Raw genomic sequence first — 23,841 nt, 5'->3', positions numbered from 1 at the left:
CGCGCCAAAGCAAGCAGCGAGGCGACAGTCGGCACGATCTGTGCAAGCAGCGATACATCGTTGCCTAACGATTCCCCAAAGCCACCAGGTTCGATGAAATCACGCTGCATGTCGATGATGACAAGCGCGGTCGTTGACGGCTCAAATGTAAAGGGACCAGGTAGCGCCGGTATCGTGATCGTCATAGCAGGTCCCCGCAGCGGTTCCGTCTCATTCGATAACCTCCTTCAACGCCTCGGCAACCGGAGCAACGTGCGCAACCGAGTCACCGTGTCCCGCCATGTAGTGGCCCAGCGTAGCGCGCTCGGCGCTCGCGGCGGGTGTCTCGTACACAAGTTCCCCTTCCGCGATCACGACAATCCGGTCCGCCAGTTCCAGCAATTCGTCGAGGTCTTCACTTACGAGCAGGATCGCCGCGCCGGCGTCGCGCGCCGCCATGATGCGCGCGTGAATATCCGCCACCGATGCGAAGTCGAGACCGAACACGGGGTTCGCCACGATCAGCACATCGACCGGCTGACCCAGCTCCCGCGCGAGCACTGCACGCTGGACGTTGCCACCCGACAGCGTGCCGATGGCACGTTCGGGCAACGGCGGACGGACGTTAAAATCGTGGATAAGATGCGCGGCGCGGTCCCGCATCGCACGCCGGTCGAGACGCCAACCGCCGCGACGCAATGGCGGCCGGTCGAAGTCGCGGAGAGCGAGGTTTTGCGCGACGCTCATGTTCGCCACGCACGCGTTTTTAAGCGGCTCTTCAGGGATGGCAAACACACGCCGCTGCGTCATTTCCTTGCGCGTCGCGTGGTATGCATCGCCTGCTATCTCCATCTCGCCGGTTTTCACGCGGCGTTGCCCGACCAGCGCCTCGACCATTTCTTTCTGACCGTTCCCCGAGACCCCCGCGATCCCCAGTATTTCACCCGATCTGATCTCAAGCGACGCGCGCCTGACCGCCGCGTGGCCGCGATCATCGTCGATAGAAATATCCCTCATGGCAAGGCGTATTCGCGCTGCGGGGTCCACCGGCTTGCGCGCGACCCGTTCCGCATTGACCACCTCCATGACCGCGGTGTCACGCGTCTCGGCGGCGCCCATCATCAAACCGGCGAGCGCGTCGCGGCTGGTCGCCGATACCGCACTCGTCCCCACTTGTCTGCCTTTGCGCAACACAGTGACGTCGTCGGCATACGCCATCACTTCGCGGAATTTATGCGTGATCATCAGCACGGTCAGCTCGCCGCGTGTGGTCAGGTCACGCATCAACCCGAGCACCTCGTCCGCCTCTTGCGGCGTCAGCACGGAGGTCGGTTCATCGAGAATCAGGAAACGCTGCCGGAGATACAACTGCTTGAGAATCTCCAGCTTTTGCTTTTCCCCTGCCGCCAAGCCGGACACCGGCGCGTCAAGCGGCAAGCGAAACGGCATGCGCCGCATGAACGCACTCAGTGCTTCGCGCTCCGCCGTCCAGTCTATTTTCCAGGGCAAGCTCCCGCGTGCCAGCAGCAGGTTCTCCTCCACCGACAACCCCGACGCCAGCGTGAAATGCTGGTACACCATGCCGATACCCAGCGCCTGCGCATCGCGCGGCGAAGCAATGCGAACCTCGCGGCCATCGGCGGAGATCTGGCCTTCGTCGAGCAGGCCGTAACCGACCAGCCCTTTCACGAGGGTGCTTTTACCCGCGCCGTTTTCACCGAGCAGCGCGTGAACCGTGCCTGGCCGGACCTTGATGGACACGTTATCCAGCGCGCGAAACGCACCGAACGACTTGCCGGCGTTGTGCACTTCCACCTCTAACGCATGCGAGGGAATCGACATGATCAGCCACCAAGCGTGGTCAGGAGTGCGTTCGAATCGGATACCGCGCCGAACACGCCGCCTTGCATCGTGATCATGTGCAACGCCGCCTGATGGTTGCTGGGGTCGGTCGCACCGCAACAGTCCGCGAGGACGGTGCATTCGAATCCGCGGTCGTTCGCTTCGCGCATGGTGGTATGCACGCAGACGTCCGTGGTGATCCCGGTCAGCACCAGGTTCACGATGCCACGCGTGCGCAGGATGAGTTCGAGATCGGTTGCGCAGAACGAGCCCTTGCCCGGTTTATCGATAACGATCTCGCCCGGCAGCGGCGCCAGTTCACGGATGATTTCCCAGCCCGGCTCGCCGCGTACGAGGATGCGGCCGCACGGGCCGTCATCGCCTATTCCCACGCCTTCCGTGCCCGCGCGACGGCTGCGCCAGCGCTTGTTCGCCGGCAGGTCCGACAAATCCGGCCGATGGCCTTCGCGCGTATGAATGATCGTGAAGCCCTGCTCGCGCATCATGTCCATCACGCGCTTGATCGGCTCGATCGGCGCGCGGGTCAGCGACAGGTCATACCCCATCTTGTCGACGTAACCGCCATGGCCGCAGAAATCCGTTTGCATGTCGATCACGACAAGCGCGGTGTTGTCAGGGCGCAGGTTGCCATCGAAGGGCCAGGGATAGGGAGAAGCAGCAATGAATCGGTTCATGGTCGTGGCCGCCTTGAAAATGGATAAGCAGGTCGTTCAGCGCGTAAAGGTCAACGTGTGAGACTCAACTCGCCGGGTGCACCGGCAAGCGTCCGGTCCGGACGGCAATTGATGATCATGATGACCAGCGTGAGAACGTAGGGCGCGGCGTTATACAGGTAGTAGCCGCTCGTCACGCCAATCGACTGCAACGCTGGACCAAGCGCCCCCGCAGCACCGAAAAGCAGTGCGGCCCACAGGCATCGCATCGGCTGCCAGCGCGCAAAAATAACGAGCGCGACGGCCATCAACCCTTGCCCGCTTGACAGCCCTTCGTTCCAGCTACCCGGATAAACCAGCGACAGATACGCCCCGCCGATCCCCGCAAAAAAGCCGCCCACCGCGGTCGCGGTTATGCGAATTCGCGTAAGCGGATATCCCATCGCGCGGGCGGTCTCGGCGTGATCGCCGACCAGACGCAAGGTCATGCCCCAGCGTGTGCTGCGCAGTCCCCACTGCAGTACGAACGCCAGCACCACCCCGATCACGAACAGCGGGTTGATGTGCAGCGCGTTATGCAATTGCGGTGAGTTCGTCCATGTGCCGAGATCGAACGATTGAAGACCCGGCGCCTGCGGTTCAATAAACGGCTTGCCCAGATAGAACGCGAGTCCGGTTCCGAGCAGCATGAGCGCGATACCGAACGCGATGTCCGACACCCGGGGCAGCGAACACACAAGCCCATGCAGGCATCCGAGCAGCAAGCCGACACCGCCCGCTGCGAACACGCCGATCCACGGCGAGCCGGTCATGAACGAAGCGGCATAACCGCTCATCGCGCCCGACACGAGAATGCCCTCAAGCCCGAGATTCACGCGGCCACCCTTCTCGGTCAGGCATTCGCCCAGGCTCACGAACAGATAAGGCGTGCTGACGCGGATCGCGCCGGCAAAGAGGGACAGCAGCAGGATCACGAAGGGCGAATGTGCGTCAGGCATGGGTCTGCTCCATCGGCAAGTTGATGTCGGTGAGTGCGGCGGCTTGCAGTTGCACGCGCCAGGCTGCGATCCTCCCGCCCAGCGCTTCCCACGCCAACAGGTTCGCAAACAGCAGGCCTTGCAGCACGAGCGTGGTGGCATCGGGAAGATCAAGCCGGCGTTGCAGCAGACTGCCGCTTGCTTCGATCCCGCCGATCATCAACGCGCACACAATGATTGCGAGCGGATTCTGGCGGGCGGCGAAGGCGACCAGAATGCCGGCGTATCCGTAACCGGCGAGCAGCGACGCGTTCGCGCTGCCCTGCACCGCTGCGACTTCGAACATGCCCGCAAGACCCGCCGCCGCGCCGCCAAGCGCGCAGGCAGCCAGCGCGAGCAGGTTCACCGGCAGGCCGACCAGACGCGCGGCGCGATTGCTGCCGCCGACTACGCGCATCGCAAAACCCTTGGTGCTGTACTTGACGAAGACCCACGCACCAATGCATGCAAGAACGCCCCACAACAGGCCCCAATGGACTTCGAGACCCGGGAGCGACCCAATCATCATGGAAGGGGGAACGGGGAGCGTAGAAGGCTTGTTGAGGCTAGCCGGATCGCGCAACGGCCCTTCGACCAGATGCTTGAACAGCGCAATGGCGATGTACGCCATCAGCAGGCTGCTGATAGTTTCGTTCACGCCGCGCCATTGCCGCAGCGCGCCCACGGCACCGATCCAGACCGCGCCTGCCAGCATCCCGGCGAGCGCCATCAGCGGTGTGGCAATCAGCCATGGCGTGCTGGCCGGAAGCATCTGCGGGACGATGGCCGCGCACATGCCGCCGAGCGCCAGCGCGCCCTCGCCGCCAATCACGATCAACCCGACCTGCGCCGGCAACGCGACGCACAGCGCAGTCAGCATCAGCGGCGAAGCGCGCAACAAGGTGCTTTGCCAGGCGAATGACGAGCCGAACGCGCCCTGGAAAATCAGGCCGACGGCGTCGAGGACCGGATGACCCTGCACCAGCAGGAACAACGAAAACAGCACCAGGGTTCCGACAAGCGCGAGCACTGTCGGGATCGCCGGCAACAAGGCGAGCAATACACGGGCAGTCTGGGCATGAAGGCGCATCACGACTCCGTCAGAAGGTCAGGAGAACCAGGCGATCAAATCTGGCCGGCCACGCCCGCCACGAGATAGTTCATGCTCTCCAGCGTGTAGTCGGTCTGCACGTGGCTCGTTCCGGAGGCGATCGCAACGCCGCCCTTGTTGTCCTTCACCGGCCCTTTGAAGATCACGAAGTCGCCCGCCATCATGCTGCCCTTGATCGCGTCCGCCGCCTTCTTCGCGTCGGGCGTGACCTTCGCGCCGTACGGCGACATCTTGACGAAACCCTCCTTGAGTCCGCCGCGTAACACGTTAGGCTGAGGCTTGCCGGCCTGGGCATCGGCAACAAGCGCCTTGTACGGCGTCGCCCAGTCCCACTCGGCACCCGTGAGATAACCCTTGGGCGCCAGAGCAGCCTGGCTTGCGTGATAACCGCAACTCATCACGCCGCGCTTCTCCGCCGTTTCCACCACGACCTTCGGACCATCGACATGGCAGGTGACGACGTCGCAACCCTGGTCAACGAGACTGTTGGTCGCTTCCGCTTCTTTCACGGGCATCGACCAGTCGCCGGTGAAAATAACCTGCGTGGTAATAGCGGGATCAACGGACTGCGCGCCGAGCGTGAACGAGTTGATATTGCGCAGCACCTGCGGAATCGGCTTGGCCGCAACAAAGCCGAGCTTCTTGCTCTTGCTCATGTGCCCGGCGACCACGCCGTTCAAGTACTGGCATTCATCGATATAACCAAAATAGCTCGCAATGTTCGGTGGATTGCCCTGCTTCCATAAACCGCCGCAATGCGCGAAGCGGACGTTCGGATACTTGGCCGCCATCCTGAGCACGTGCGGATCGAAGTAACCGAACGAGGTCGCGAAGATCAGCGTTGCGCCGTCCTGTTCGATCATCGCTTCCATGGTCTTCTGGACCGCGATGGTCTCGGGCACATTCTCTTCTTCCACGACCTTGACGTTCGGCAGCTTCTTGATGATCGCCGCCGCCGACGCCTGCGCCTGGTTGTAGCCATAATCGCCGCGCGCGCCTACATAGATCACGCCGACCGTTGTGTTACCCGCGGCGAACACCGACTTGAACGGGACCATGCTCGCGAGCGCCAACAGGCTCGCGTCCTTGATGAAATTGCGGCGGCTAGTCATGTCGTTCGATTCCTGGTTAGCGGTTATTGAGTTGTTATCTGAAGACTGTCGAGGTAGGCGATCCAGCCGCCGAAGGCGGTAATGTCCTCCGCGCCGCTATCCGCCGATACCGCCGACGGCTCGCAGATGAAACCCTTGACGATGCGGCCGTCGTTCAACTCCACGGTGCCAATGCCCATGGGTGCCGGAACCTCCATCACGAACTTGCCGAACGTGCGCAACGGCAGCTCCCACACTTCCACGGCAATGGCTGCACCTTGAGCGCCGGCGGTGCGTACAAGCCCGGGTTTGGGCGGTGACGTATTGGCAAGTGCAAAGAGCCGATACCCCGGCGCGGTATGAGTCGCTTCCTTGAAGCGAGCGCCCGCTTCCAGCAATTGCCGGTTGAGCGGCTGCCCTCTCAAATGCGCACCCACCACGGCCAGCGCAACAGCCGGCTCCTGGAATGGCAACGGCTGGAGATCGGGAGACGGATCGGAGTGTTCGCCGAAAAGCGCCTGGATCCGCGCGCCCAACACAGCCAGACGATGGTCAGCGCCTCTCGGCGCAATCAGCGTCACGCCGGCCGGCAAACCGTCGCCGCGACGCAGGCATGGCACGGCCAGCGCGCATAGATCCAGCAGGTTGACGAAGTTGGTGTAATAGCCCAGTTCGCTATTACGTTCGATGGGGTTTGCCTGCACGTCGGCGATCAGCGGATGGGTCGGCGTGGTCGGGACAATCAGGATATCGAACTGATCAAAGCACTGCTCGGTTTCGCGCTTGAGTTCCGCGAGCGTGTATTGGCCATTGAAGGCATCGACTGCGCTGAATGGATCAGCCTTGCCGATTACCGACGCCACCGTTGCGTCGATATCCTCGTAGTTTGTCTCGAAGAACGTGCCCAGCGCAGCGCGGCGCTCGGCGACCCACGGGCCGTCGTAGAGCAACGCCGATACACGTTTAAACGGCGCGAAATCGACTTCGCCGGGCGTGAGACCCAGTCCGGTCGAGAGCGTATCGAGGGTCGCGAGGAACGCGTTCTTGGCGTTGGAGTCGCCGAAAAATTCCAGCTCGGCGGGTACGCCTACGCGGACGGGAGCAGCGCTCGCGCCCAGGGCGGGCAGCTTGCGCGAGTACGCATCGAACGCGTCGAACGCGGCCATCTGCGCCAGTACATGCCAGGCGTCCGCCACATCGTGCGCGAAGACCGAAAGCGTATCCAGGCTGCGGCAAGCCGGCACCACACCGCGCTTGCTCACCAGCCCCAACGATGGCTTTAGTCCTACGAGCCCGTTGAATCCCGCCGGCACGCGGCCGGACCCGGCTGTGTCCGTGCCCAGCGAAAACGCAACGCACCCGGCAGCAACGGCCACCGCCGACCCGGAACTCGATCCACCCGATACATACGCGGGAAACTCAACCTGACGCACCGCACCGAACGGTGAGCGTGTGCCGACGAGACCCGTAGCAAACTGATCCAGATTGGTCTTGCCGATCAGGATCGCGCCCGCATCGAGCAGCCGCTGAACGGCGAACGCCGACACATCAGGCGTGTAACTGAAGGGCTCGCACGCGGCGGTAGTTGGCAACCCCGCTACGTCGACATTGTCCTTGACCGCGAACGGCACGCCGAACAGCGGCAAACGTTCGAATACCGCGTCGCCTTCGTTGGCAAGCGCGTCTTCAAGCGCGCGTGCATGAGCGCACGCGGCGTCCTCCGGCAACAGTGCGATCCACACTTCCGGGCGGTCAACGGCGCTGATCCGCTTGAACACCGCGTTGACCACTGCTAGCGGTGAGCAACGCCGCGCCGCATACGCGGCTAACAGAGCCGCGACGCGTGGTCGTTCAAAGAGGTCGGTCGAGTTAGACATGAATTCCGTCTTGCATACAAGATGGAATTCATCAATGCAGAAGCTATGCCAGGCGCGCGCTCAAGGCCTCCTAAGCCTTACCGGACAAAGCTCACCGCCAATCACGCAGGCTCGACGAGTGGCGTCGCCGAGTGCGTGCCGCTTTAGTTGCTGGTGCGCGATGCACCGTCGGGTAACGTGCGCGCACAAAAGCGGCGCTCCGCTTCCCCAATGAGAGCCGGCCCAAATAACCCTGTTTTTCAGGAGGTTTGGTTTGCGCGCGACGTCGCGGCAACGCTTTTCCCCGTCAGGAATTTACCCAGCAGGATCGATGGGCGTTCGATCACAAAATGCGTCACGGCTGCAACGGGAATGACCAGCACCGCCGCCATCGTGATCGCTCGCCATGCCGATCCCGAGGCAGGCATCAGGTGGATTACGGCAAGCAGAACAACCGTGTGAGTCAGGTACAAGCTATAGGAGATCGTGCCGAGGAAAACGACCGGTCGCCTGGCGAGCATCAACGTGAAACGACTCGATGCGATTGCCGTACAGACCATGCCCGCGGCGCCCGCCACGACACACCAGTCGAAGATGCACTGACCGACAGCACCCGACGTAATCGACAGCACCAGGCGCGACAGGAAAAAGAACGCGAGCGAAGCGGCGAGGACAAGCATCGTCCGGTTGCCCTTCGCGAGCCACTGTTGCCAGGTCACACGGTGGCGCGCCAACGTCCCGCCGACAATGAACATGCCCAGGTAATGCGCGGTCATCGCCCAGTCGCCGCTGAAGCTTGGGCTGCTCGTCTCGTCCGCATTTCTCCCCATGGCGAAGAGGAAGGAAACCACCGAAATGGACAGCGCGGCAGCCAGGCAAGCCCGTGCGGAAAAGCGGCTGACGCAATACACGACCAACGGCATCATCAGCGAAATACGCATCTCGTAGATCAAGGACCAGATCACCGGAAGCACGCGATTGGCTTTGTATTGTCCGATGAATAACAAATGATCCAGTATCTCCCTCCCGGAGAATGATCCGGTCCAGATATCGTTAAACCATGAACCGGCCCATTTAACCGGCTCTATATTGATCAGATTAATTGCGGAGAAAGCAGCAAACAACACCGCCAGATAAGGCAGGTAGATCCGGCAAATGCGCCTGATTGCATAGTCGCGATACGCGATCCGTCGATCCGACATTAATTGCAGGGTCAGGACAAATCCACTAAGTATGAAGAAAAGGATAACCGCCTCATGGCCGAGCGCCAGTACGCGCAACGGCGACCTGGGTACCCACCAGAGCGGACTGACCAATAAGAAGTGATTAATCACGACCATCAGGGCGGCGATGCCACGCAATGCATCGAGTTGGGGAAAATAACGGCCACGAGAAGGGCTTATTTCATTCATCCGATAAATACCTTGCGGTCGGGAGTATTGGCGGGTGATGACAATGTTCGGTTGATACGCTCTACCAAATTAAATGGTTGGTAAAGGAAAGTTTAATGGCCAATTCAATAGACAATTAGTGCTGTATAACTTTCTAATACTTTTTTTCGTTATTGCCGATGCGCGTCGCTCGGGCAGCCGTAATTTTTGCCAGCCTGTTTCAGGTGTGGACGGGATCGATGCGCGGACCGGGACTCAAACAGCTGCGGTTGGCTCGCCAACAGGTTCGGCGGGATTGACGGGTACGCCGGCAGCATCTGCCACCCCCTGGTTCTTTCGCCAGTACGCCGGCGGCGTGCCGAATTCCCGCTTGAACGCCCGGTTGAATGCCGCCTCCGATTCGTAGCCGACCTGCTCCGCCACCGCGGCGAGCGACTTGCTGCCGTTCAAGAGTTCCTGCGCCGCGACCTGCAGGCGCCAGCGCGCCAGATACTGCATGGGCGGTTGTCCCAGCAGGTCAGTGAATCGTTGCGCCAACGCGGAACGCGACAAGCCCACCTTTCGCGCGAGTTCATCGACGGTCCAGGCGTGTGCGGGTTGCGCATGGAGCATCGATAACGCACGACCGACGAAGCGGTCGCGCACACCCGCCAGCCACCCTTTGCGGTCCGCAGGCAGGGTATCGATACAACGGCGCACGGCTTCGACGAACAGCAACTCAGACAGTCTGGCGAGAACAATGGCACTGCCGGCCCGCCACTCGCTCGCTTCGGCTGCCGCAAATTGCAGTGACGATGTAAGCCATGCCGAGCGCGGATCGTTGCGCATGTCGACCTTGAAGATGGGCGGCAGCGAGGAAAGCAACGGGTTGCTCAAGCTGTTGTCGCAGGCCAGGAAACCGCAGATAAGACGTGTGCCGGTTCCGCCGCCTCCATAAGACAACGTCATCACCTGGCCCGGCGTTGTCTGCAATTGACTGGCGAGCAACGGTGCCGCCGACGCGGGAGAAAGCGCCAGGTCGCTGCCGATAATGTGCGCTTCGCCTTGCGGCACCACCAGCAGCTCGCCGGCATTGAGGTAAATCGCGGAGCCTTGATTGTCAGCGAGTTGCGCCCAGCAGCGCCCTTCAGTGATCAGATGATAAGACACCACGCGTTCCGATAGCGGCAGGAAAGCCCCGTAGAGGGCCGCATTTCCCTGACCTATCACGCACCACGGCTCAGTGAACTCTCCATTGAGATACACCGCTCCGCTCAGGCGCACTGCGCGAAGCACGTCGGAAACGGCATCCATGAATTGTGTCCGTTGAATAGTGCCTGTTGAATACGGCGTCCTGCACAATAAATCTGGACGCCTGATCATTCATCAGGATAAGCGATTCGTAAATACTAGCACCCACGTACCGCAGCTTCCAGTGCCAATCCTAACGTTCAGACGAGTGCATGCGGTGCTATCAAGTGCGTGCTGCGGCGCGCACCAGTCCGTTGGGCGAGACTGCATCGGCAGACCCATGCACGCCCGGGTAAAACCATTGAGGGAGATGCATCATGAGTGATGAAAAGACTTACAAGGGAGCCTGCTTTTGCGGCGCGGTTCAGCTCACGGTCACCGGCGAGCCGGTTGGCATGGGGTATTGCCACTGCGATTCGTGTAGACGCTGGTCGGCAGGACCCGTCAACGCCTTTACGTTATGGAAGCCCGAGGCGGTGCACGTTACGCACGGCGCCGACAACATAGGCACTTACAACAAGACGCCGAACAGCTATCGCAAATGGTGCAAGACCTGCGGCGGCCACCTCTTTACCGAGCACCCCGGCATGGGACTCACCGATGTGTATGCAGCAGTTATTGCAGACTTTCCCTACGAGGCCGGCGTTCACGTCAACTATCAGGAAACGAAGCTGCGATTGAAGGACGGCTTGCCGAAGATGAGAGATCTTCCAGAGGAAATGGGCGGCTCGGGCGTCGCCTTGGCGGAATAACTTATTTCATTCAATCCGTGGCCACACCATGCAGCCCCGCGTGGCTGCGTCGAAACCCGGTTCATCTTTATATGATCAGGAGTACAGGCATGTCAGCAGATACATCCACCGTCACCCCGGCTATTGACCTCGCCGCCGTCAAGACCCGCCAGCAAGCCGCATGGTCCGCAGGCGACTATGCCGTCGTCGGGACCACGCTGCAGATCGTCGGCGAGAACCTGTGCGAGGCGCTTGATCTGCGCTCAGGCAGCCGCGTTCTCGATGTCGCCGCCGGCAACGGCAACGCCACGCTGGCGGCCGCGCGCCGCTGGTGCAATGTCACCTCGACCGACTACGTTGCGTCACTGCTTGAGTCCGGGCGAGCACGCGCGAAGGCCGAGGGCCACACGATCCAGTTCCAGGAAGCCGATGCCGAAAACCTGCCGTTTCCCGACGCGTCATTCGACGTGGTGATGTCCACCTTCGGAGTGATGTTCACCCCGAACCAGGACAACGCGGCGCACGAACTCGCGCGTGTCTGCAAACCGGGCGGGAGGATCGGCATGGCGAACTGGACGCCCGACAGCTTTATCGGTCAGGTGTTCAAGACGATTGGCAAATACGTTCCGCCCGCGCCTGGTGTGAGGTCGCCAGCGTTGTGGGGCACCAAGGCAAGGCTCGACGAGTTGTTTGAACACGCCGCGCGGGAGATCCGCGTGACCAGCCGCGAGTTTGTCTTCCGTTACCACTCGCCGGCGCACTGGCTCGACGTGTTCCGCACCTACTACGGCCCGATGAACAAGACCTTCGGCGCTCTCGACGCCGAGAAGCAGGCTGCGTTCACGCAGGACTTGCTGGCGCTCATGGAGAGCCGCAACCGTTCGGGCGACAGCACGCTGGTGCTGCCGAGCGAGTACCTCGAAGTCGTGATCGAGCTGAAGTGAGAACAAACGTGAGAACGAACTACCGCTGAGTCTCAATCGCTGAATCAGTCGCGAATAGCAACAATTGCTTCGATCTCTACCGTGATGTTGCCCGGCAACGACCCCACGCCGACAGCCGAACGCGAGTGCCGGCCCGCGTCGCCGAACACATCGACGAAGAGATCGGAGCAGCCGTTGATCACGCGCGGGTGATCGGTGAAATCCGATGTTGCATTGACCATGCCAAGCAGTTTCACGATGCGTTTTACCCGGCTTAAATCACCCAGCTCCACATGCAGGACCGACAACAGGTTAAGACCCACGAGTAACGCGTGTTCATATGCTTCATCAGCGGTAACGGTGTCACCAACCTTGCCCGTCATCAGATGCCCGGTTGCGTCAAGTGGCCCTTGTCCCGACAAGAACAGCAAGTTGCCTTCGCGTGTGCAGTGAGTGAAATTACCTATGGGTGCGGGCACGTCCTGAAGTTTTAAGCCGCGGGCCTGCAGTCGTTCATAGCAGTTCATCTCAGTCGAAAATCCCATGTTGCGTTGGTTCTCTTTCAAGTGTTGAGGACAGAATTCAAATACCCGTTAACCAGCACCGCGTTTAGCCGATCGAGTCGGGCGTGCGGCGCTGCCAGCCAAGCCGCGCTTCAATGCGTGCGGCAACGACCTTCAGTTCGTCGCCGAAACGTTCAGTACTCTGAAGCGCTTTAGCTTCCGGCATCACGATCGATATCGTGAACACGCAGTCTCCTGCCTGATCGAGTACGGGTGCGGCGAGACATGCCACGGACGCATCCGACTCCCCGATCTGGATTGACAGGTGCGCATCCAGCGCTTCGCGCGCCATTTTCGCGAGTACATCAGGACGCGTCTCGGCGCGCGCAGTGGGAGACGGTTTCGCGTACCGCTCGAAATAAGCGACCCGCTCGGCGTCCGGCAGATGTCCCACCAGCAACCGCCCCGACGCAGTCCAGTTGAGCGGCACCCGGCTTCCCACGCGCGAGGTCACGCGGAAATGGCCCGGCCCCTCAGCCATTTGCAACACGACCATCATCCCGTCTTCGAGTCCGCAGACCTGCACCGTCTCGCCGACCTGGGCCGACAACCGGTTCATCTCCTCGTGCGCGACCGCAAGATAGTCGAGCGAACTGGCGTACGTCAGCCCGTACCCGTACAGCCGCGAACCAAGCCAGATTGCGCCGTCGGGCGTGCGCGCAAGCAGGTTCTTCTCCACCAGGTCGTTGATGATGGAATAGACAGTCGACAACGGCGCACCGACCAGATGCGCAATCTCATACGCGGTGGTCGGACGCTTGGTTTCCTGCAACGCGTCGAGAATCTGCACTACCCGGTCGATCGCGCTCGTGCGTGTGCGGGGCGAAGTGGCGGGAAGCTCGGGCGCGGCCTGCTCGACTGGCTGCGGTTCCTGCTTGGTTTGACTGGGCTTGGCGGCCATTGCGCTCCCGGAGACTGAATGTTTTTGTACAGTTTGACGCAAGCGCATCGTATGATAATCTAATACACAATTACAACATATATTCCATAATAAAGGAATGTCAGGAGCCGCACGATGGATATTTATTCCCGATTTGGTCTACGCCCGGTCATCAATGTGTCGGGCACGATGACGAGCCTGGGTGCGTCCATTGTGGCGGCCCCGGTCATTGAAGCCATGGCGGCAATCCTGCCTCAGTTCGTCGAGATCGACGACTTGCAGCGCAAGGCGTCTGCCGTAATCGCACAGGCCTGCGGCAGCGAAAGCGGTTATGTCACAGCATCTTGTTCAGCTGCGATCACGCTCGGCATTGCTGCCACCATGACCGGCGACGATTCCGGACTGATCGAGCGATTGCCCGACACCAGCGGCCTGCGCAACGAGGTCGTCGTGCAAACGGGCCACCTCGTCAATTATGGCGCACCCATCGATCAGTCGATCCGGCTCGCCGGCGCTCGCGTCGTGCCGGTGGGAGCCGCCACGGAGTCGCATGGCTACCAGTTATCCGCCGCGATCAACGAGCGCACGACCGCGGCGCTCTATGTAGTCTCGCATCACACGGTCCAGTTCGGACTGATCCACGTGGAAGAATTTATCGCCCTCGCGCATGCGAAGGGTGTACCGGTTATCGTCGATGCGGCCTCGGAATATGACCTCACGCGTTTCATTGCCGCGGGCGCCGATCTCGTGTTGTATTCGGCGCACAAGTTTCTCGGCGGTCCGACCGCCGGTATTGTCGCCGGCAAGAAAAAGCTGGTACGTGCCGCCTATTTCCAGAATAGCGGCATTGGCCGTGGCATGAAAGTGGGCAAGGAAGGGATTGCCGGCGCCATCGCTGCACTTGAGCAATGGCAGCAGCGCGACCATGCAGCGGTGCGCGCCCGAGAGCGCAGTTATCTTGAGTTGTGGCGTGAAGCGCTCAATGTCCGTCCCGGCGTGCGCGCGGAGATCGATGCCGATCCGACCGGCAATCCGCTCGATCGCCTGAAGCTGTCCATCGATCCACGGGAAGCGCGTATCAGCGCCTGGGACCTGGCCGACGCCCTTGCCCATCCGCCGGCGGGCAGCGTGCCGGTGATCGTCCGCGATCACGAGGCCGAACTGAATTTCTTCTTCATCGACCCGTGCAATCTGCATCCGGGCCAGGAGCACAGCGTGCTTGAACGCCTGCTTGATGAACTCGAGCGCGCGCAGCAAGCGCCACATCCGCTGATCACCCCGTTTTTCCAGCGCGATGCGCGGCGTGGCGCCGGCCGGCGGAATTGGCCGGACTGAGCTGTCCGCTGAATGCCCGGACGGACCTGATTTTCTTGTATGACCGATCTGTTTGACCGATACGCCGGATTTCTCCGGCGTCGCTTTGCCTTGCACGTTTAGTAATCCTTATTCCATCGAAGAGAACAAAAATTCATCGATGGATGCCCTTCTTTCGACCAGAGGAAACCAGATGCATAAGCAGATCCTTCGCACGGCCGTGGCCGTCGCCGTGACTGGAAGCGTTGCGCAAGCCGCTTTCGCCCAGAGCAGCGTGACGCTCTACGGTATTGTGGATGCCGGCTTCACCTACACCAATAATCAAAAAGGCAATAGCGCGTATCAGGCCACTCAAGGCAATGTGCAAGGGTCGCGCTGGGGTTTGCTGGGCAGCGAGGATCTGGGCGGTGGCAACAAGGTCCTGTTCAGGCTCGAGAACGGCTTCAGCCTGGAATCGGGCGCGTCGGGCCAGGCTGGACGGATGTTCGGCCGCAGTGCATGGGTAGGGCTGAGCAATAACCGCGCGGGTACGATCACGCTCGGCCGCCAGTACAACAGCGTGCAGGATTATCTGTCGAACCTGCAGATCAACGGCGTAGGCGCAATGAGCCAGTATGGCAATGCGATCTACGACAACGACGACATCAACAATACCTACCGCACCAACAACGCCGTCAAGTACACAACACCGACGTTCTCGGGCTTCACGGCCAACGCAATGTACGCGTTCTCGAACACAGCCGGTGACTTCTCGAACAACCGCGCGTGGAGCGTGGGTGCGGACTATGCCGCGGGCCCGGTGCGCCTGGACGCGGCCTACTCGCTGGTCAACCACCCAGCGACCAACACGGCGGGCGCCGCACCTTCCGACAACTACTACAGCACCAGTTCGTCGATCATCAGCAACGTCGCGCGCAACCAGGTCTGGGGCGCAGGCGGCGCCTATACGTTCGGCCCTGCCATCGTCGCCCTGCTGTACACGAACTCGCATTTCGACCTTCTCACCGGCGGCAGCCTGCGTTTTGCGAACTACGAAGCGAGCGTGCGTTATCAGTTCACGCCTGCCACGCTGCTCTCGCTCGGCTACATCTATACAAGCCAGAACAGCAGTTCGGCAACCGCGTCGAATGGTCATTACAACCAGCTCGCACTCGGTGGCGAGTACTTCCTGTCGAAGACGACGGACGTTTATCTGAACGGCATTTACCAGCGTTCGTCCGGCGCCAAGGCATGGATTGAAGGCGTCACGAATCCGTCCAGCAACAACGGTCAGTTCGTCACTGTGGTCGGCATTCGACACAAGTTCTAACCAGGTATGCCGGACCGTTGGAGCCCCACGCGGCTAGACGGTCCGGTTTTTTCGACCGGTTTTTCCGACCGCTATTTTGGAGCCTCCATGGCGACTGTCCAGGGAAGTCTGTTACTCGTCTACGCGTTGGTCGCGATCATCGCGCTGGTCGTGCTGATCGCGCGATTCAAGCTCAATCCGTTTATTACGCTGATGGTGGTGTCCGTCGCCCTCGCGCTTGCCGTCGGCATGCCGATGACCTCCATTCTCAAGTCGTTCGAAACCGGCGTAGGCGGAACGCTCGGGCATATTGCGATCGTCGTCGGGCTCGGTACGATGCTCGGCAAGATGATGGCCGAATCCGGCGGAGCTGAACGCATCGCGCAAACGCTTATCGGATTGTTTGGACCGAAGAATGTGCATTGGGCCATGATGTGCATCGCGTTCCTCGTCGGCCTGCCGGTCTTTTTCGAAGTCGGTTTCGTGCTGTTGATTCCGATCGCGTTCAACGTGGCGCAGCGCACCGGCACGTCAATGATCCGCGTCGGCATTCCAATGGTCGCGGGACTCTCGGTCGTGCACGGCCTGATCCCGCCTCACCCGGCCGCGTTGCTTGCGGTGACGGCTTATAACGCCGACATTGGCCACACGATTTTCTACGCGTTGATCGTCGGCATTCCCACCGCGATTATCGCCGGACCGCTGTTCTCGAAACTCATCGCGAAGTTCGTCGTGCTCGAGGGTGTCAACCCGATGGCGCAGCAGTTTATCGAGCAGGATGCCGCACGCGCCACGCAGAAACTGCCGAGCTTCGGTATCACGCTGCTGACGGTCTTGTTGCCGGTGCTGCTGATGCTCGTGGGCAGTTGGGCCGACCTGATTGCTCCGGCGAAGTCGACGGCCAATGACGTGCTGCGCCTGATCGGGCATCCGGATATGGCGCTGCTGCTTGCGGTGCTGTTGAGTTTCTACACGTTCGGCTCGGCGCGTGGGTTCAATCGCGATTCGATCCTCAAGTTCACGAACGAGTGTCTGGCGCCTACGGCCAGCATCACGCTCGTGGTGGGTGCCGGGGCTGGCTTTGGGCGCATCCTGATCGATAGCGGTGCCTCCAAGGCGATTGTCGATGTAGCCACCGGCGCACACGTGCCGCTCTTGATCCTGGCGTGGCTGGTCGCTGGTTTGATCCGCGTGGCGACGGGATCGGCGACGGTTGCCATGGCCACGGCTGCAGGGATTATCGCGCCGATCGCGGCAGCCGCCGCCTCCACCGCAACGGGCGTGCGCCCCGAACTGCTCGTGCTCGCAACGGGCGCCGGCTCGCTGATCCTGTCGCATGTGAACGATGGCGGTTTCTGGCTGGTCAAGGAGTACTTCGGCATGACCGTGACGCAGACGTTCAAGACCTGGACCGTGTGCGAGACGATTATTTCGGTGACCGCGCTGGCATTCACACTTGGGCTTTCGATGGTGATCTGAAACAGCGCGGCAAGTGGATAAAACGCTTGCCTTATGACGTTGCAAATCCGGTGCGCGCGCGAAGGTGCACCGGAATGATACAGACCAGCTCTATTGCCACGCCCGCATGTCTTGCCAACAGATCCACGCCGCATCAATCAGACGGCCGACGCATCGGTAGCAATCTGGAGGCGTGAACCAACGAACAATCCGCAAATCCGCACCTCCCTGGTGCCCTCAGTCATCAAAGGTTCATTCAACAAGTCCAGCGTCGCGCCGTTAAGCCAATCAGCTCAACGGGATTCCAATGCAATTCTCTACCCTCCATGTCACCCACGGCGCGCCATCGACGGTCGACGAATTGATTGACGACCGTGCTTTGTGGGCGGTATTCCAGCCTATCGTCCACCTTGCCGATGGTGAGATTGCAGGGCATGAAGGGCTCATCCGCGGTCCGGCCGACACCTCGCTCGAGACGCCGCGCGGCTTGTTCGCACAGGCGCAGCAGGAAGGGTCGGTACACCGGCTGGAGATTGCAGCGGCGCAGGTATGCTGCGAGTCCTTTGCACGCCTCCATGGCGCCGGCTTGCTGTTCGTCAACGCAAGTGCCGCCGTCATAGAAGCGAGCGTCGGCGAGGGCAACGGCATCGCCAATCTGCTCGGCGCGAGCGCACTTGCGCCCGAGCGTGTCGTGATCGAATTGACCGAGCAGAGCGTCATTGCGGACCTTGATCGTTTCGATGCGACCGTTCGTGCATTGCGCGCAAGCGGAGCCGCATTCGCACTCGACGACTACGGCAGCGCGAATGCGAACATGAATCTCTGGGTACGGCTCGCACCGGGCTACGTGAAAATCGACCGGTTTTTCATCGACAACATCGCGCTCGATCCGCTGAAATTCGAGGCGGTCAAAGCGATGGCCGCGTTTGCAAGGGCCAGCGGCGCCGAGCTGATTGCAGAGGGCATCGAGCGACCGGCCGATCTGGGAATCGTCCGCGACCTGGGCATTGCGTATGGGCAAGGATTCTTGCTGGGCCGTCCGGCGGCACTGCCCAGTCATGTGTTGCCCGCGCCCATCCAGCACTTGTTGCGTTCGTCCCGGATCACCGTCTACCCCTCGCATACGCACACCCACCGTGAATCCGGCGCGAGCGGATTCGAACTCGACCGGATGCTGATTTTCGCGCCCTCGTTGCCGCTGGACGCGTGCAACGATCACGTGGTCGACCTGTTCAACGTGGCGCCGGACTTGCACGCGGTAGCGATCATCGACGACGGGCGGCCAGTCGCGCTCATCAATCGCCGCGCCTTTATGGACCAGTACGCGCTGCCCTACCATCGCGAGCTGTTCGGCAAGCGGCCCTGCCTCCAGTTTGCCAACCCGGCGCCGCTGGTGGTCGAGCGTTATGCCACGCTTGCGCAAGTGGCGCATATGCTTGCCAACGACGACCTGCGTTATCTCTCCGACGGTCTCATCATTACCGACGCTGGCCGCTACGTAGGGCTCGCGACCGGCGAGCGGTTAGTGCGCGCCGTGACGGACATCCGGCTGGAAGCGGCGCGTTATGCCAATCCGCTGACGTTTCTTCCCGGCAACGTGCCAATCAATTCGCATGTCGAGCGGCTGATCGACAACGGCGTCGACTTCGTTGCGTGTTACGTCGACCTCGATGACTTCAAGCCATTCAACGATTGCTACGGTTACTGGCAAGGCGACGAAGTGCTCAAGGCCGCCGCTGCAGCGCTACGCTCGGTTTGCGAACCAGCGTGCGATTTCCTCGGCCACATTGGCGGCGATGACTTCCTGATACTGTTTCAAAGTGCGGACTGGCGCAGCCGCAGCCTTCAGGCCATTGACCGCTTCAATGAAGACGTCAAACGTTTTTACTCGCCGGAAGACCGCCTTGCGGGCGGCATCTACAGCGAAGACCGGAGCCGGCGGCGGCAGTTCTTTGGTTTCGTGACCATGTCGATTGGCGCAGTCAGGGTGGCCGCCGGAACGGCGCGCATCTGCGAAGAAATAGGCGCGGTTGCGGCTGTCGCCAAGCGTCGTGTCAAAAAGGAAAAGACCGGGATTGTCGCGATCGATTTTGCGCACCACCGGTCGGTCTGATCGCGCCGGCCCAGCGCGGGCCGCATGCTTACACTACAGTTACATGCATACCGTTCCGTAGATTCCCGACCGGTCGGACGTTTTTCTCAACCAGTTTGACGATCGTGAACGGTACTACCGCTCGCCACGCGCGAACCATGCTCGTTTAAAGCGTAACTGGTATAACGACATACTCAGCGTCGTAAACGGCCCGCTCCGCGGAGCGCAATTCTGACTGCACACTCGCGATTTATTACGCACCATGACCACTCAAACTCACTTTGCCGCGTCCGATCTTCCTGTCGACATGATCATCTTCGGCGGCGGCGGCGACCTGTCCGCACGCAAGCTCTTGCCTGCCCTCTACATGGCGCATTTGCACTGCAACCTGCCCCCGAAAACGCGCATTATCGCGATCGGACGACGCGACTGGTCGCGCGAGCAGTACGTGCAATTCGTGGAAGAGCAATCGAAACCTTTCGTCGACAAGAAGGCGCTCGATCCGCAATCGTGGGACACGTTCCTGGCGCTCTTCGACTACGTGCGCATCAACATTGATCAGGCGAGCGATTATTTGCGGCTGGCGGAAGTAGCGCGCAAGGAGGTGTGCCGCGTGTTTTATCTCGCGACCGCGCCGGACCTGTTCACGACCATCTGCGACAACCTCTCGGCCGCCGGCCTGGTCGACGGCAATGCGCGCGTCGTGCTGGAAAAACCGCTCGGTCATGACCTGGCCTCGGCACAAGCCATCAATGCTTCCGTTGGCCGTCATTTCGCCGAAGCGCAGATTTATCGTATCGACCATTATCTCGGCAAGGAAACGGTGCAGAACCTGATGGTGCTGCGCTTCGGCAACGCCATCTTCGGTCCGCTATGGCAGGCGCCGTATATCAAAAGCGTGCAGATCACCGTGGCGGAAACGGTGGGCGTAGGCAGCCGTGCGGGCTTCTACGACCAGACCGGCGCACTGCGCGACATGGTGCAGAACCACTTGCTGCAACTGCTATGCATCGTGGCCATGGAGCCGCCCGTGTCGCTCGATCCCGATGCCGTGCGCGATGAAAAGCTCAAGGTGCTGCGTTCGCTGCGCAAGATGACGGTCGCAGATATTGCCCGCGATACCGTGCGTGGCCAGTACAGTCCGGGCGCGATTGATGGCGAGCCGGTCAAGGGTTACATGGAAGAGGACAACGTGCCGACGGACAGTCGCGCCGAGACCTTCGTCGCAATCCGCGCGCATATCAACAACTGGCGCTGGGCGAACGTGCCGTTCTTCCTGCGTACGGGCAAGCGCTTGCAGAAGAAGCAATCGGAGATCGTGATCGACTTCGCCGACCTGCCGTTCTCGATCATTCCAAGCGGACCGCGCAACTATGGCAACCGGCTGGTTATCCAGTTGCAACCGGAAGAATCGATCCAGTTGCAAATGCTCGCTAAAGAGCCGGGTAGCGGCATGCATATGCTGCCGGTGAACCTGAACCTGGATCTACAGCAAGCATTTAGCGAGCGTCGCGCGGAAGCGTACGAGCGGTTGTTGATCGATGTAATGCGCGGTCGCCTGACGCACTTCATGCGCCGCGATGAACTCGAAGCGGCATGGGCGTGGGTCGAACCCATTCTCGACGGCTGGAAGGAATTGAACGACCGTCCGCGCACTTATACGGCGGGCACGTTCGGACCGGCCGCCTCTTCAGCGCTGATGGCGCGGGAGAACATGGCTTGGGCTGAAGAGGCTTGATTCTGGTCACTCGCAACGGTCCGCCGGTGCGAGTGATGCGGAAACTAAAGCGCTAAACCGAAAACCGGACCTCGGCCGCGAGACCCTCGCCGCCGGGGCCGTCATCGAGACTGATGCTTGCGCGGTGTGCCCGCACGATCTCACGCACTATCGCAAGACCCAGCCCGCTGCCTTCTTCCCCCGATGCCCTGAAGAACGGCTCGAACACGCGATCGCGGACATCGGCTGGAATGCCGGGACCGTCGTCGGTGACGGCCAGCACAATCGTCTTCTCGCGCCGCTCGATCAACAACGTTACGTGACCCGACGCGGGGGTGTATCGGATGGCGTTATCGACCAGGTTGAAAACCAGCACCGACAATAAACGCGCGTTCCCCAATACGATCGCGTCCTCGGCAAGCTGCGCCGCCAGCTCGATCCCGCGACGCTGCGCCAGCAACGCAAGCTCCTCAATTACCGTTGTCGCCACCTCGCGCAAATCAACGCGCTCGCCTTCAAAATGGCTGTAGTCAGCGGTCTCGGCTTGCGCGAGCAACAGCAACTGGTTCGTCAGCGACACCAGCGCTCCATTGCTCTTGTGCATGGCAGATAGCGTCTCTTTGACGGTGGCGAGATCGTCGTGGCGTCGCGCATATTGCAGTTGCGCACCGAGCAATGTCAGCGGCGTTCGCAACTGATGCGCTGCATGCGCAATGAAACGGCGCTGCATGGCGGTCTGCCGTTCGATCCTGGCAATGCACTGGTTTATCGCATCGACAATGGGCCGCAACTCGCTCTGAAGATGCTCCGAGCGCAACGGCACAAGTTCATTCGGCGCGCGGTCGCGAACGTCGTTGGTCAGCGCCATCAGGTGCCGCAATTCGAAGGTCAGGCCGACGCACACCAGCACGATTGCAATCGCGATGATCTCTGCGAAGTGCAGCAATTGCGGCCGCCATAACTCCGTCGCCAATGCATCGCGCTCCAGTTCCGTGCGGCCCACTGAAACAAGAATGCGCTTGCTTTCACCGGAGTCGTACATCGGCCGGATGATGGAAACCGCGCGCACCGGCTGACCGTCGATCTCGGTGTCGTACCAGCCAGGTGAACTCGGTGGCTCGACCTGTTCGAGATCCGATGTGCCTGCTATCGCCGGCCCGTCGATCACGCGGATACGAAAAAATACCCGGTCACCGTAGGGCGAACTCAGGATTTCGATAGCGCTCGGAGAAATGTCCGCATGCAGGAAACTGTCGTCCCACTTGACGTCGCCGGCCATCACGCGGGCGGATGCGAGCAGCGCATTGTCCTGGATCAGGCTCGCGGTTTTCTGCGCGCCTTCACGGGCCATGTAACCTGCCGCAAGCACATAGACAGTCAGCGGCAGCAGCAACCACAGCAGAAGCCGAAGGCGCAGGCTATTCGTCATCGCTGCTGGCTTGCAACAGATAACCCAGGCCTCGAAGCGTAATGATGGTGGCGGTGCTTTTCTCGAGCTTCTTGCGCAGCCGCGAGACGTAGATCTCGATGGCGTCTTCGCTCGTGTGGGTGGTTGAGCTGCCGAGCGAATCGGCGAGCATCGGTTTGGAAACCGTCTTCTTGGCCTTGAGGATCAAGGTCTCGAGCACGGCATGCTCTCTTGGTGTCAGGCTTAACACGTCGCCTGCTACCGAAAACTGCCGCCGGTCGATATCGTAGGAAAGATCGCCGCAGCGCGTGCTGTTCGATCGCGAAGGCAACTGACGCCGCACCAGCACCTTGACCCGCGCGACCAGTTCGCGTGCGTCGAACGGCTTGACAACGTAATCGTCCGCGCCGGCGCTCAGGCAAATCACCTTTTCATCCACCGAGCCGCTAGCGGTCAGGATAAGCACCGGGGTGTCGTCGCCCCGTTCTCTCAACCGCCGCAGCACGCCCTTGCCCGATAGATTCGGCAAGTTGAGATCGAGCAGCACGACGTCGTAGCGCGTGGTGCGCAGGAACCGGTCGGCCGCGTCGCCGTCATTGACGCGATCGAGCACAAAACCATCGTCTTCCAGGATCTTAGCGAGCCAATGAGCCAGTTGCTCATTGTCCTCGACCAGCAGTAGCTTCATCACGTTCACCGCGTTATGCATGGGCATTGGCCGTCAGCCCGGCATGCGTGTGATTCGAACAAGCCTCACGCCACGCCGGGCCACGGCCCTCAGGCGAAGTGTATATCGCTCGGGCGTGGCCATGCGCGGGGCTGGTGTTGAGCGCTGCCCTTCAAGCGGTCTTGTACTGGCCGCGTGCTTCTGTGGATCGGTACAAAACCAGCGTCGCGATCAACCCGCAGACCGCCGCAACGGCCATCCATGCACCCGGCGCCGCCTTGTTGCCCGTCACATGAATCAGGTACGTGGAGATGGCCGGCGTGAACCCGCCGATAGTCGTCGCCAGGCTATATGCCAGCGAAAAACCTGTCGTGCGAACTTCGACCGGCATGACTTCGGTAAGCGCCACGACCATTGCACCGTTGTAGCTGCCGTACAGGAACGAGAGCCACAGTTCCACGCCGAGCAGGCGTAGGAACGACGGATCGGCGACCAGCCACTGCACCGCCGGATACGACGTGAGGATGGTGAGGATCGTGAAGAACAGCAGCACCGGGCGGCGACCGATGCGGTCAGACAACGCACCCGAGAGCGGCAACCACACGAGGTT

At 61.0% G+C, this 23,841-nt stretch carries 20 protein-coding genes and 1 pseudogene; 7 read left to right on the top strand and 14 right to left on the bottom strand.

The genetic code is table 11. The annotated features are described in order from the left end of the window. The 9 genes and pseudogenes from JWR14_RS30460 to JWR14_RS30420 form a co-directional block, all read right to left on the bottom strand. Positions 1-185: pseudogene (locus JWR14_RS30460) on the bottom strand (cysteine hydrolase); the annotation flags it as partial. Between the two features lie 25 nt (positions 186-210). Further along, entirely contained in the window at positions 211-1,821 is a 1,611-nt protein-coding gene (locus JWR14_RS30455) for an ABC transporter ATP-binding protein (RefSeq protein ID WP_299716819.1), read from the bottom strand. Between the two features lie 2 nt (positions 1,822-1,823). Next, entirely contained in the window at positions 1,824-2,516 is a 693-nt protein-coding gene (locus JWR14_RS30450) for an isochorismatase family cysteine hydrolase (protein ID WP_299716816.1), read from the bottom strand. Between the two features lie 50 nt (positions 2,517-2,566). Then, positions 2,567-3,493 carry an ABC transporter permease gene (locus JWR14_RS30445; RefSeq protein ID WP_299716813.1) on the bottom strand — a complete coding sequence of 309 codons (927 nt, stop codon included), beginning with the start codon at positions 3,491-3,493 and terminating at the stop codon, positions 2,567-2,569. Beyond that, positions 3,486-4,601, bottom strand: coding sequence for an ABC transporter permease (locus JWR14_RS30440; protein ID WP_299716810.1), 1,116 nt, complete (start codon positions 4,599-4,601; stop codon positions 3,486-3,488). Before JWR14_RS30440 ends, JWR14_RS30445 begins: the two co-directional genes overlap by 8 nt. Positions 4,602-4,636: 35 nt before the next feature. Beyond that, positions 4,637-5,734 (bottom strand): BMP family ABC transporter substrate-binding protein, encoded by a 1,098-nt coding sequence (locus JWR14_RS30435; RefSeq protein ID WP_299716807.1) that lies wholly within the window; start codon positions 5,732-5,734, stop codon positions 4,637-4,639. A 23-nt stretch (positions 5,735-5,757) separates the two neighbouring features. Next, positions 5,758-7,590 carry an allophanate hydrolase gene (atzF, locus tag JWR14_RS30430; protein WP_299716804.1) on the bottom strand — a complete coding sequence of 611 codons (1,833 nt, stop codon included), beginning with the start codon at positions 7,588-7,590 and terminating at the stop codon, positions 5,758-5,760. Positions 7,591-7,829: 239 nt separating this feature from the next. Next, positions 7,830-8,981 carry an acyltransferase gene (locus tag JWR14_RS30425; protein ID WP_299716801.1) on the bottom strand — a complete coding sequence of 384 codons (1,152 nt, stop codon included), beginning with the start codon at positions 8,979-8,981 and terminating at the stop codon, positions 7,830-7,832. Between the two features lie 234 nt (positions 8,982-9,215). Beyond that, positions 9,216-10,253: an AraC family transcriptional regulator gene (locus tag JWR14_RS30420; protein WP_299716798.1), complete on the bottom strand. Its 1,038-nt coding sequence runs from the start codon at positions 10,251-10,253 to the stop codon at positions 9,216-9,218. Positions 10,254-10,507: 254 nt separating this feature from the next. Here JWR14_RS30420 and JWR14_RS30415 point away from each other — a divergent pair, with 254 nt between their 5' ends. Together JWR14_RS30415 and JWR14_RS30410 are read left to right on the top strand one after the other, a co-directional pair. Continuing rightward, positions 10,508-10,942: a GFA family protein gene (locus JWR14_RS30415; protein WP_299716795.1), complete on the top strand. Its 435-nt coding sequence runs from the start codon at positions 10,508-10,510 to the stop codon at positions 10,940-10,942. 89 nt (positions 10,943-11,031) lie between these two features. After that, on the top strand, positions 11,032-11,865 hold the full coding sequence (locus JWR14_RS30410; RefSeq protein WP_299716792.1) for a class I SAM-dependent methyltransferase: 834 nt from the start codon (positions 11,032-11,034) through the stop codon (positions 11,863-11,865). Positions 11,866-11,909: 44 nt separating this feature from the next. Here JWR14_RS30410 and JWR14_RS30405 read toward each other — a convergent pair whose 3' ends face one another. Both JWR14_RS30405 and JWR14_RS30400 read right to left on the bottom strand, forming a co-directional pair. Then, entirely contained in the window at positions 11,910-12,371 is a 462-nt protein-coding gene (locus JWR14_RS30405; protein ID WP_299716822.1) for a RidA family protein, read from the bottom strand. An 82-nt stretch (positions 12,372-12,453) separates the two neighbouring features. Continuing rightward, entirely contained in the window at positions 12,454-13,308 is an 855-nt protein-coding gene (locus JWR14_RS30400) for an IclR family transcriptional regulator (RefSeq protein WP_299716789.1), read from the bottom strand. A 114-nt stretch (positions 13,309-13,422) separates the two neighbouring features. Between JWR14_RS30400 and JWR14_RS30395 the strand changes: the two genes are divergently transcribed. The 5 genes from JWR14_RS30395 (at position 13,423) to zwf (ending at position 21,177) form a co-directional block, all read left to right on the top strand. Next, entirely contained in the window at positions 13,423-14,622 is a 1,200-nt protein-coding gene (locus JWR14_RS30395) for an aminotransferase class V-fold PLP-dependent enzyme (protein ID WP_299716786.1), read from the top strand. A 172-nt stretch (positions 14,623-14,794) separates the two neighbouring features. Then, a complete protein-coding gene (locus JWR14_RS30390) occupies positions 14,795-15,910 on the top strand; it encodes a porin (RefSeq protein ID WP_299716783.1) in 1,116 nt (371 codons plus the stop codon). An 87-nt stretch (positions 15,911-15,997) separates the two neighbouring features. Continuing rightward, on the top strand, positions 15,998-17,368 hold the full coding sequence (locus JWR14_RS30385) for a gluconate:H+ symporter (RefSeq protein WP_299716780.1): 1,371 nt from the start codon (positions 15,998-16,000) through the stop codon (positions 17,366-17,368). A 286-nt stretch (positions 17,369-17,654) separates the two neighbouring features. Then, complete coding sequence (locus JWR14_RS30380; RefSeq protein ID WP_299716777.1) at positions 17,655-19,460, top strand: phosphodiesterase; 1,806 nt, start codon at positions 17,655-17,657, stop codon at positions 19,458-19,460. 241 nt (positions 19,461-19,701) lie between these two features. Further along, positions 19,702-21,177, top strand: a complete 1,476-nt coding sequence (gene zwf / locus JWR14_RS30375) for a glucose-6-phosphate dehydrogenase (protein ID WP_299716775.1) — start codon at positions 19,702-19,704, stop codon at positions 21,175-21,177. 52 nt (positions 21,178-21,229) lie between these two features. On the opposite strand, the gene JWR14_RS30370 is transcribed toward zwf, so the two are convergent. The 3 genes from JWR14_RS30370 to JWR14_RS30360 all read right to left on the bottom strand — a co-directional run. Then, a complete protein-coding gene (locus tag JWR14_RS30370) occupies positions 21,230-22,585 on the bottom strand; it encodes a sensor histidine kinase (protein WP_299716773.1) in 1,356 nt (451 codons plus the stop codon). Then, on the bottom strand, positions 22,575-23,252 hold the full coding sequence (locus tag JWR14_RS30365) for a response regulator transcription factor (protein ID WP_299716771.1): 678 nt from the start codon (positions 23,250-23,252) through the stop codon (positions 22,575-22,577). The genes JWR14_RS30370 and JWR14_RS30365 overlap by 11 nt, the downstream gene beginning before the upstream one ends. Before the next feature lie 151 nt (positions 23,253-23,403). Further along, the coding region (locus tag JWR14_RS30360) for an MFS transporter (protein WP_299716769.1) at positions 23,404-23,841 on the bottom strand (438 nt) is incomplete at its 5' end.

Origin of the sequence: Caballeronia sp., from assembly GCF_028292365.1 — a bacterium.
Lineage (GTDB): Bacteria > Pseudomonadota > Gammaproteobacteria > Burkholderiales > Burkholderiaceae > Caballeronia.
Note: the sequence above shows the minus strand (reverse complement) of the source record. Positions and strands in the feature narration are given on the sequence as shown.

What these genes read in the sequence shown, in the direction of transcription:
- JWR14_RS30455 (WP_299716819.1), bottom strand. Translation starts at nt 1,821, where the DNA reads ATGTCGATTCCCTCGCATGCGTTAGAGGTGGAAGTGCACAACGCCGGC.
- JWR14_RS30450 (WP_299716816.1), bottom strand. Translation starts at nt 2,516, where the DNA reads ATGAACCGATTCATTGCTGCTTCTCCCTATCCCTGGCCCTTCGATGGC.
- JWR14_RS30445 (WP_299716813.1), bottom strand. Translation starts at nt 3,493, where the DNA reads ATGCCTGACGCACATTCGCCCTTCGTGATCCTGCTGCTGTCCCTCTTT.
- JWR14_RS30440 (WP_299716810.1), bottom strand. Translation starts at nt 4,601, where the DNA reads ATGCGCCTTCATGCCCAGACTGCCCGTGTATTGCTCGCCTTGTTGCCG.
- JWR14_RS30435 (WP_299716807.1), bottom strand. Translation starts at nt 5,734, where the DNA reads ATGACTAGCCGCCGCAATTTCATCAAGGACGCGAGCCTGTTGGCGCTC.
- atzF (WP_299716804.1), bottom strand. Translation starts at nt 7,590, where the DNA reads ATGTCTAACTCGACCGACCTCTTTGAACGACCACGCGTCGCGGCTCTG.
- JWR14_RS30425 (WP_299716801.1), bottom strand. Translation starts at nt 8,981, where the DNA reads ATGAATGAAATAAGCCCTTCTCGTGGCCGTTATTTTCCCCAACTCGAT.
- JWR14_RS30420 (WP_299716798.1), bottom strand. Translation starts at nt 10,253, where the DNA reads ATGGATGCCGTTTCCGACGTGCTTCGCGCAGTGCGCCTGAGCGGAGCG.
- JWR14_RS30415 (WP_299716795.1), top strand. Translation starts at nt 10,508, where the DNA reads ATGAGTGATGAAAAGACTTACAAGGGAGCCTGCTTTTGCGGCGCGGTT.
- JWR14_RS30410 (WP_299716792.1), top strand. Translation starts at nt 11,032, where the DNA reads ATGTCAGCAGATACATCCACCGTCACCCCGGCTATTGACCTCGCCGCC.
- JWR14_RS30405 (WP_299716822.1), bottom strand. Translation starts at nt 12,371, where the DNA reads ATGAACTGCTATGAACGACTGCAGGCCCGCGGCTTAAAACTTCAGGAC.
- JWR14_RS30400 (WP_299716789.1), bottom strand. Translation starts at nt 13,308, where the DNA reads ATGGCCGCCAAGCCCAGTCAAACCAAGCAGGAACCGCAGCCAGTCGAG.
- JWR14_RS30395 (WP_299716786.1), top strand. Translation starts at nt 13,423, where the DNA reads ATGGATATTTATTCCCGATTTGGTCTACGCCCGGTCATCAATGTGTCG.
- JWR14_RS30390 (WP_299716783.1), top strand. Translation starts at nt 14,795, where the DNA reads ATGCATAAGCAGATCCTTCGCACGGCCGTGGCCGTCGCCGTGACTGGA.
- JWR14_RS30385 (WP_299716780.1), top strand. Translation starts at nt 15,998, where the DNA reads ATGGCGACTGTCCAGGGAAGTCTGTTACTCGTCTACGCGTTGGTCGCG.
- JWR14_RS30380 (WP_299716777.1), top strand. Translation starts at nt 17,655, where the DNA reads ATGCAATTCTCTACCCTCCATGTCACCCACGGCGCGCCATCGACGGTC.
- zwf (WP_299716775.1), top strand. Translation starts at nt 19,702, where the DNA reads ATGACCACTCAAACTCACTTTGCCGCGTCCGATCTTCCTGTCGACATG.
- JWR14_RS30370 (WP_299716773.1), bottom strand. Translation starts at nt 22,585, where the DNA reads ATGACGAATAGCCTGCGCCTTCGGCTTCTGCTGTGGTTGCTGCTGCCG.
- JWR14_RS30365 (WP_299716771.1), bottom strand. Translation starts at nt 23,252, where the DNA reads ATGAAGCTACTGCTGGTCGAGGACAATGAGCAACTGGCTCATTGGCTC.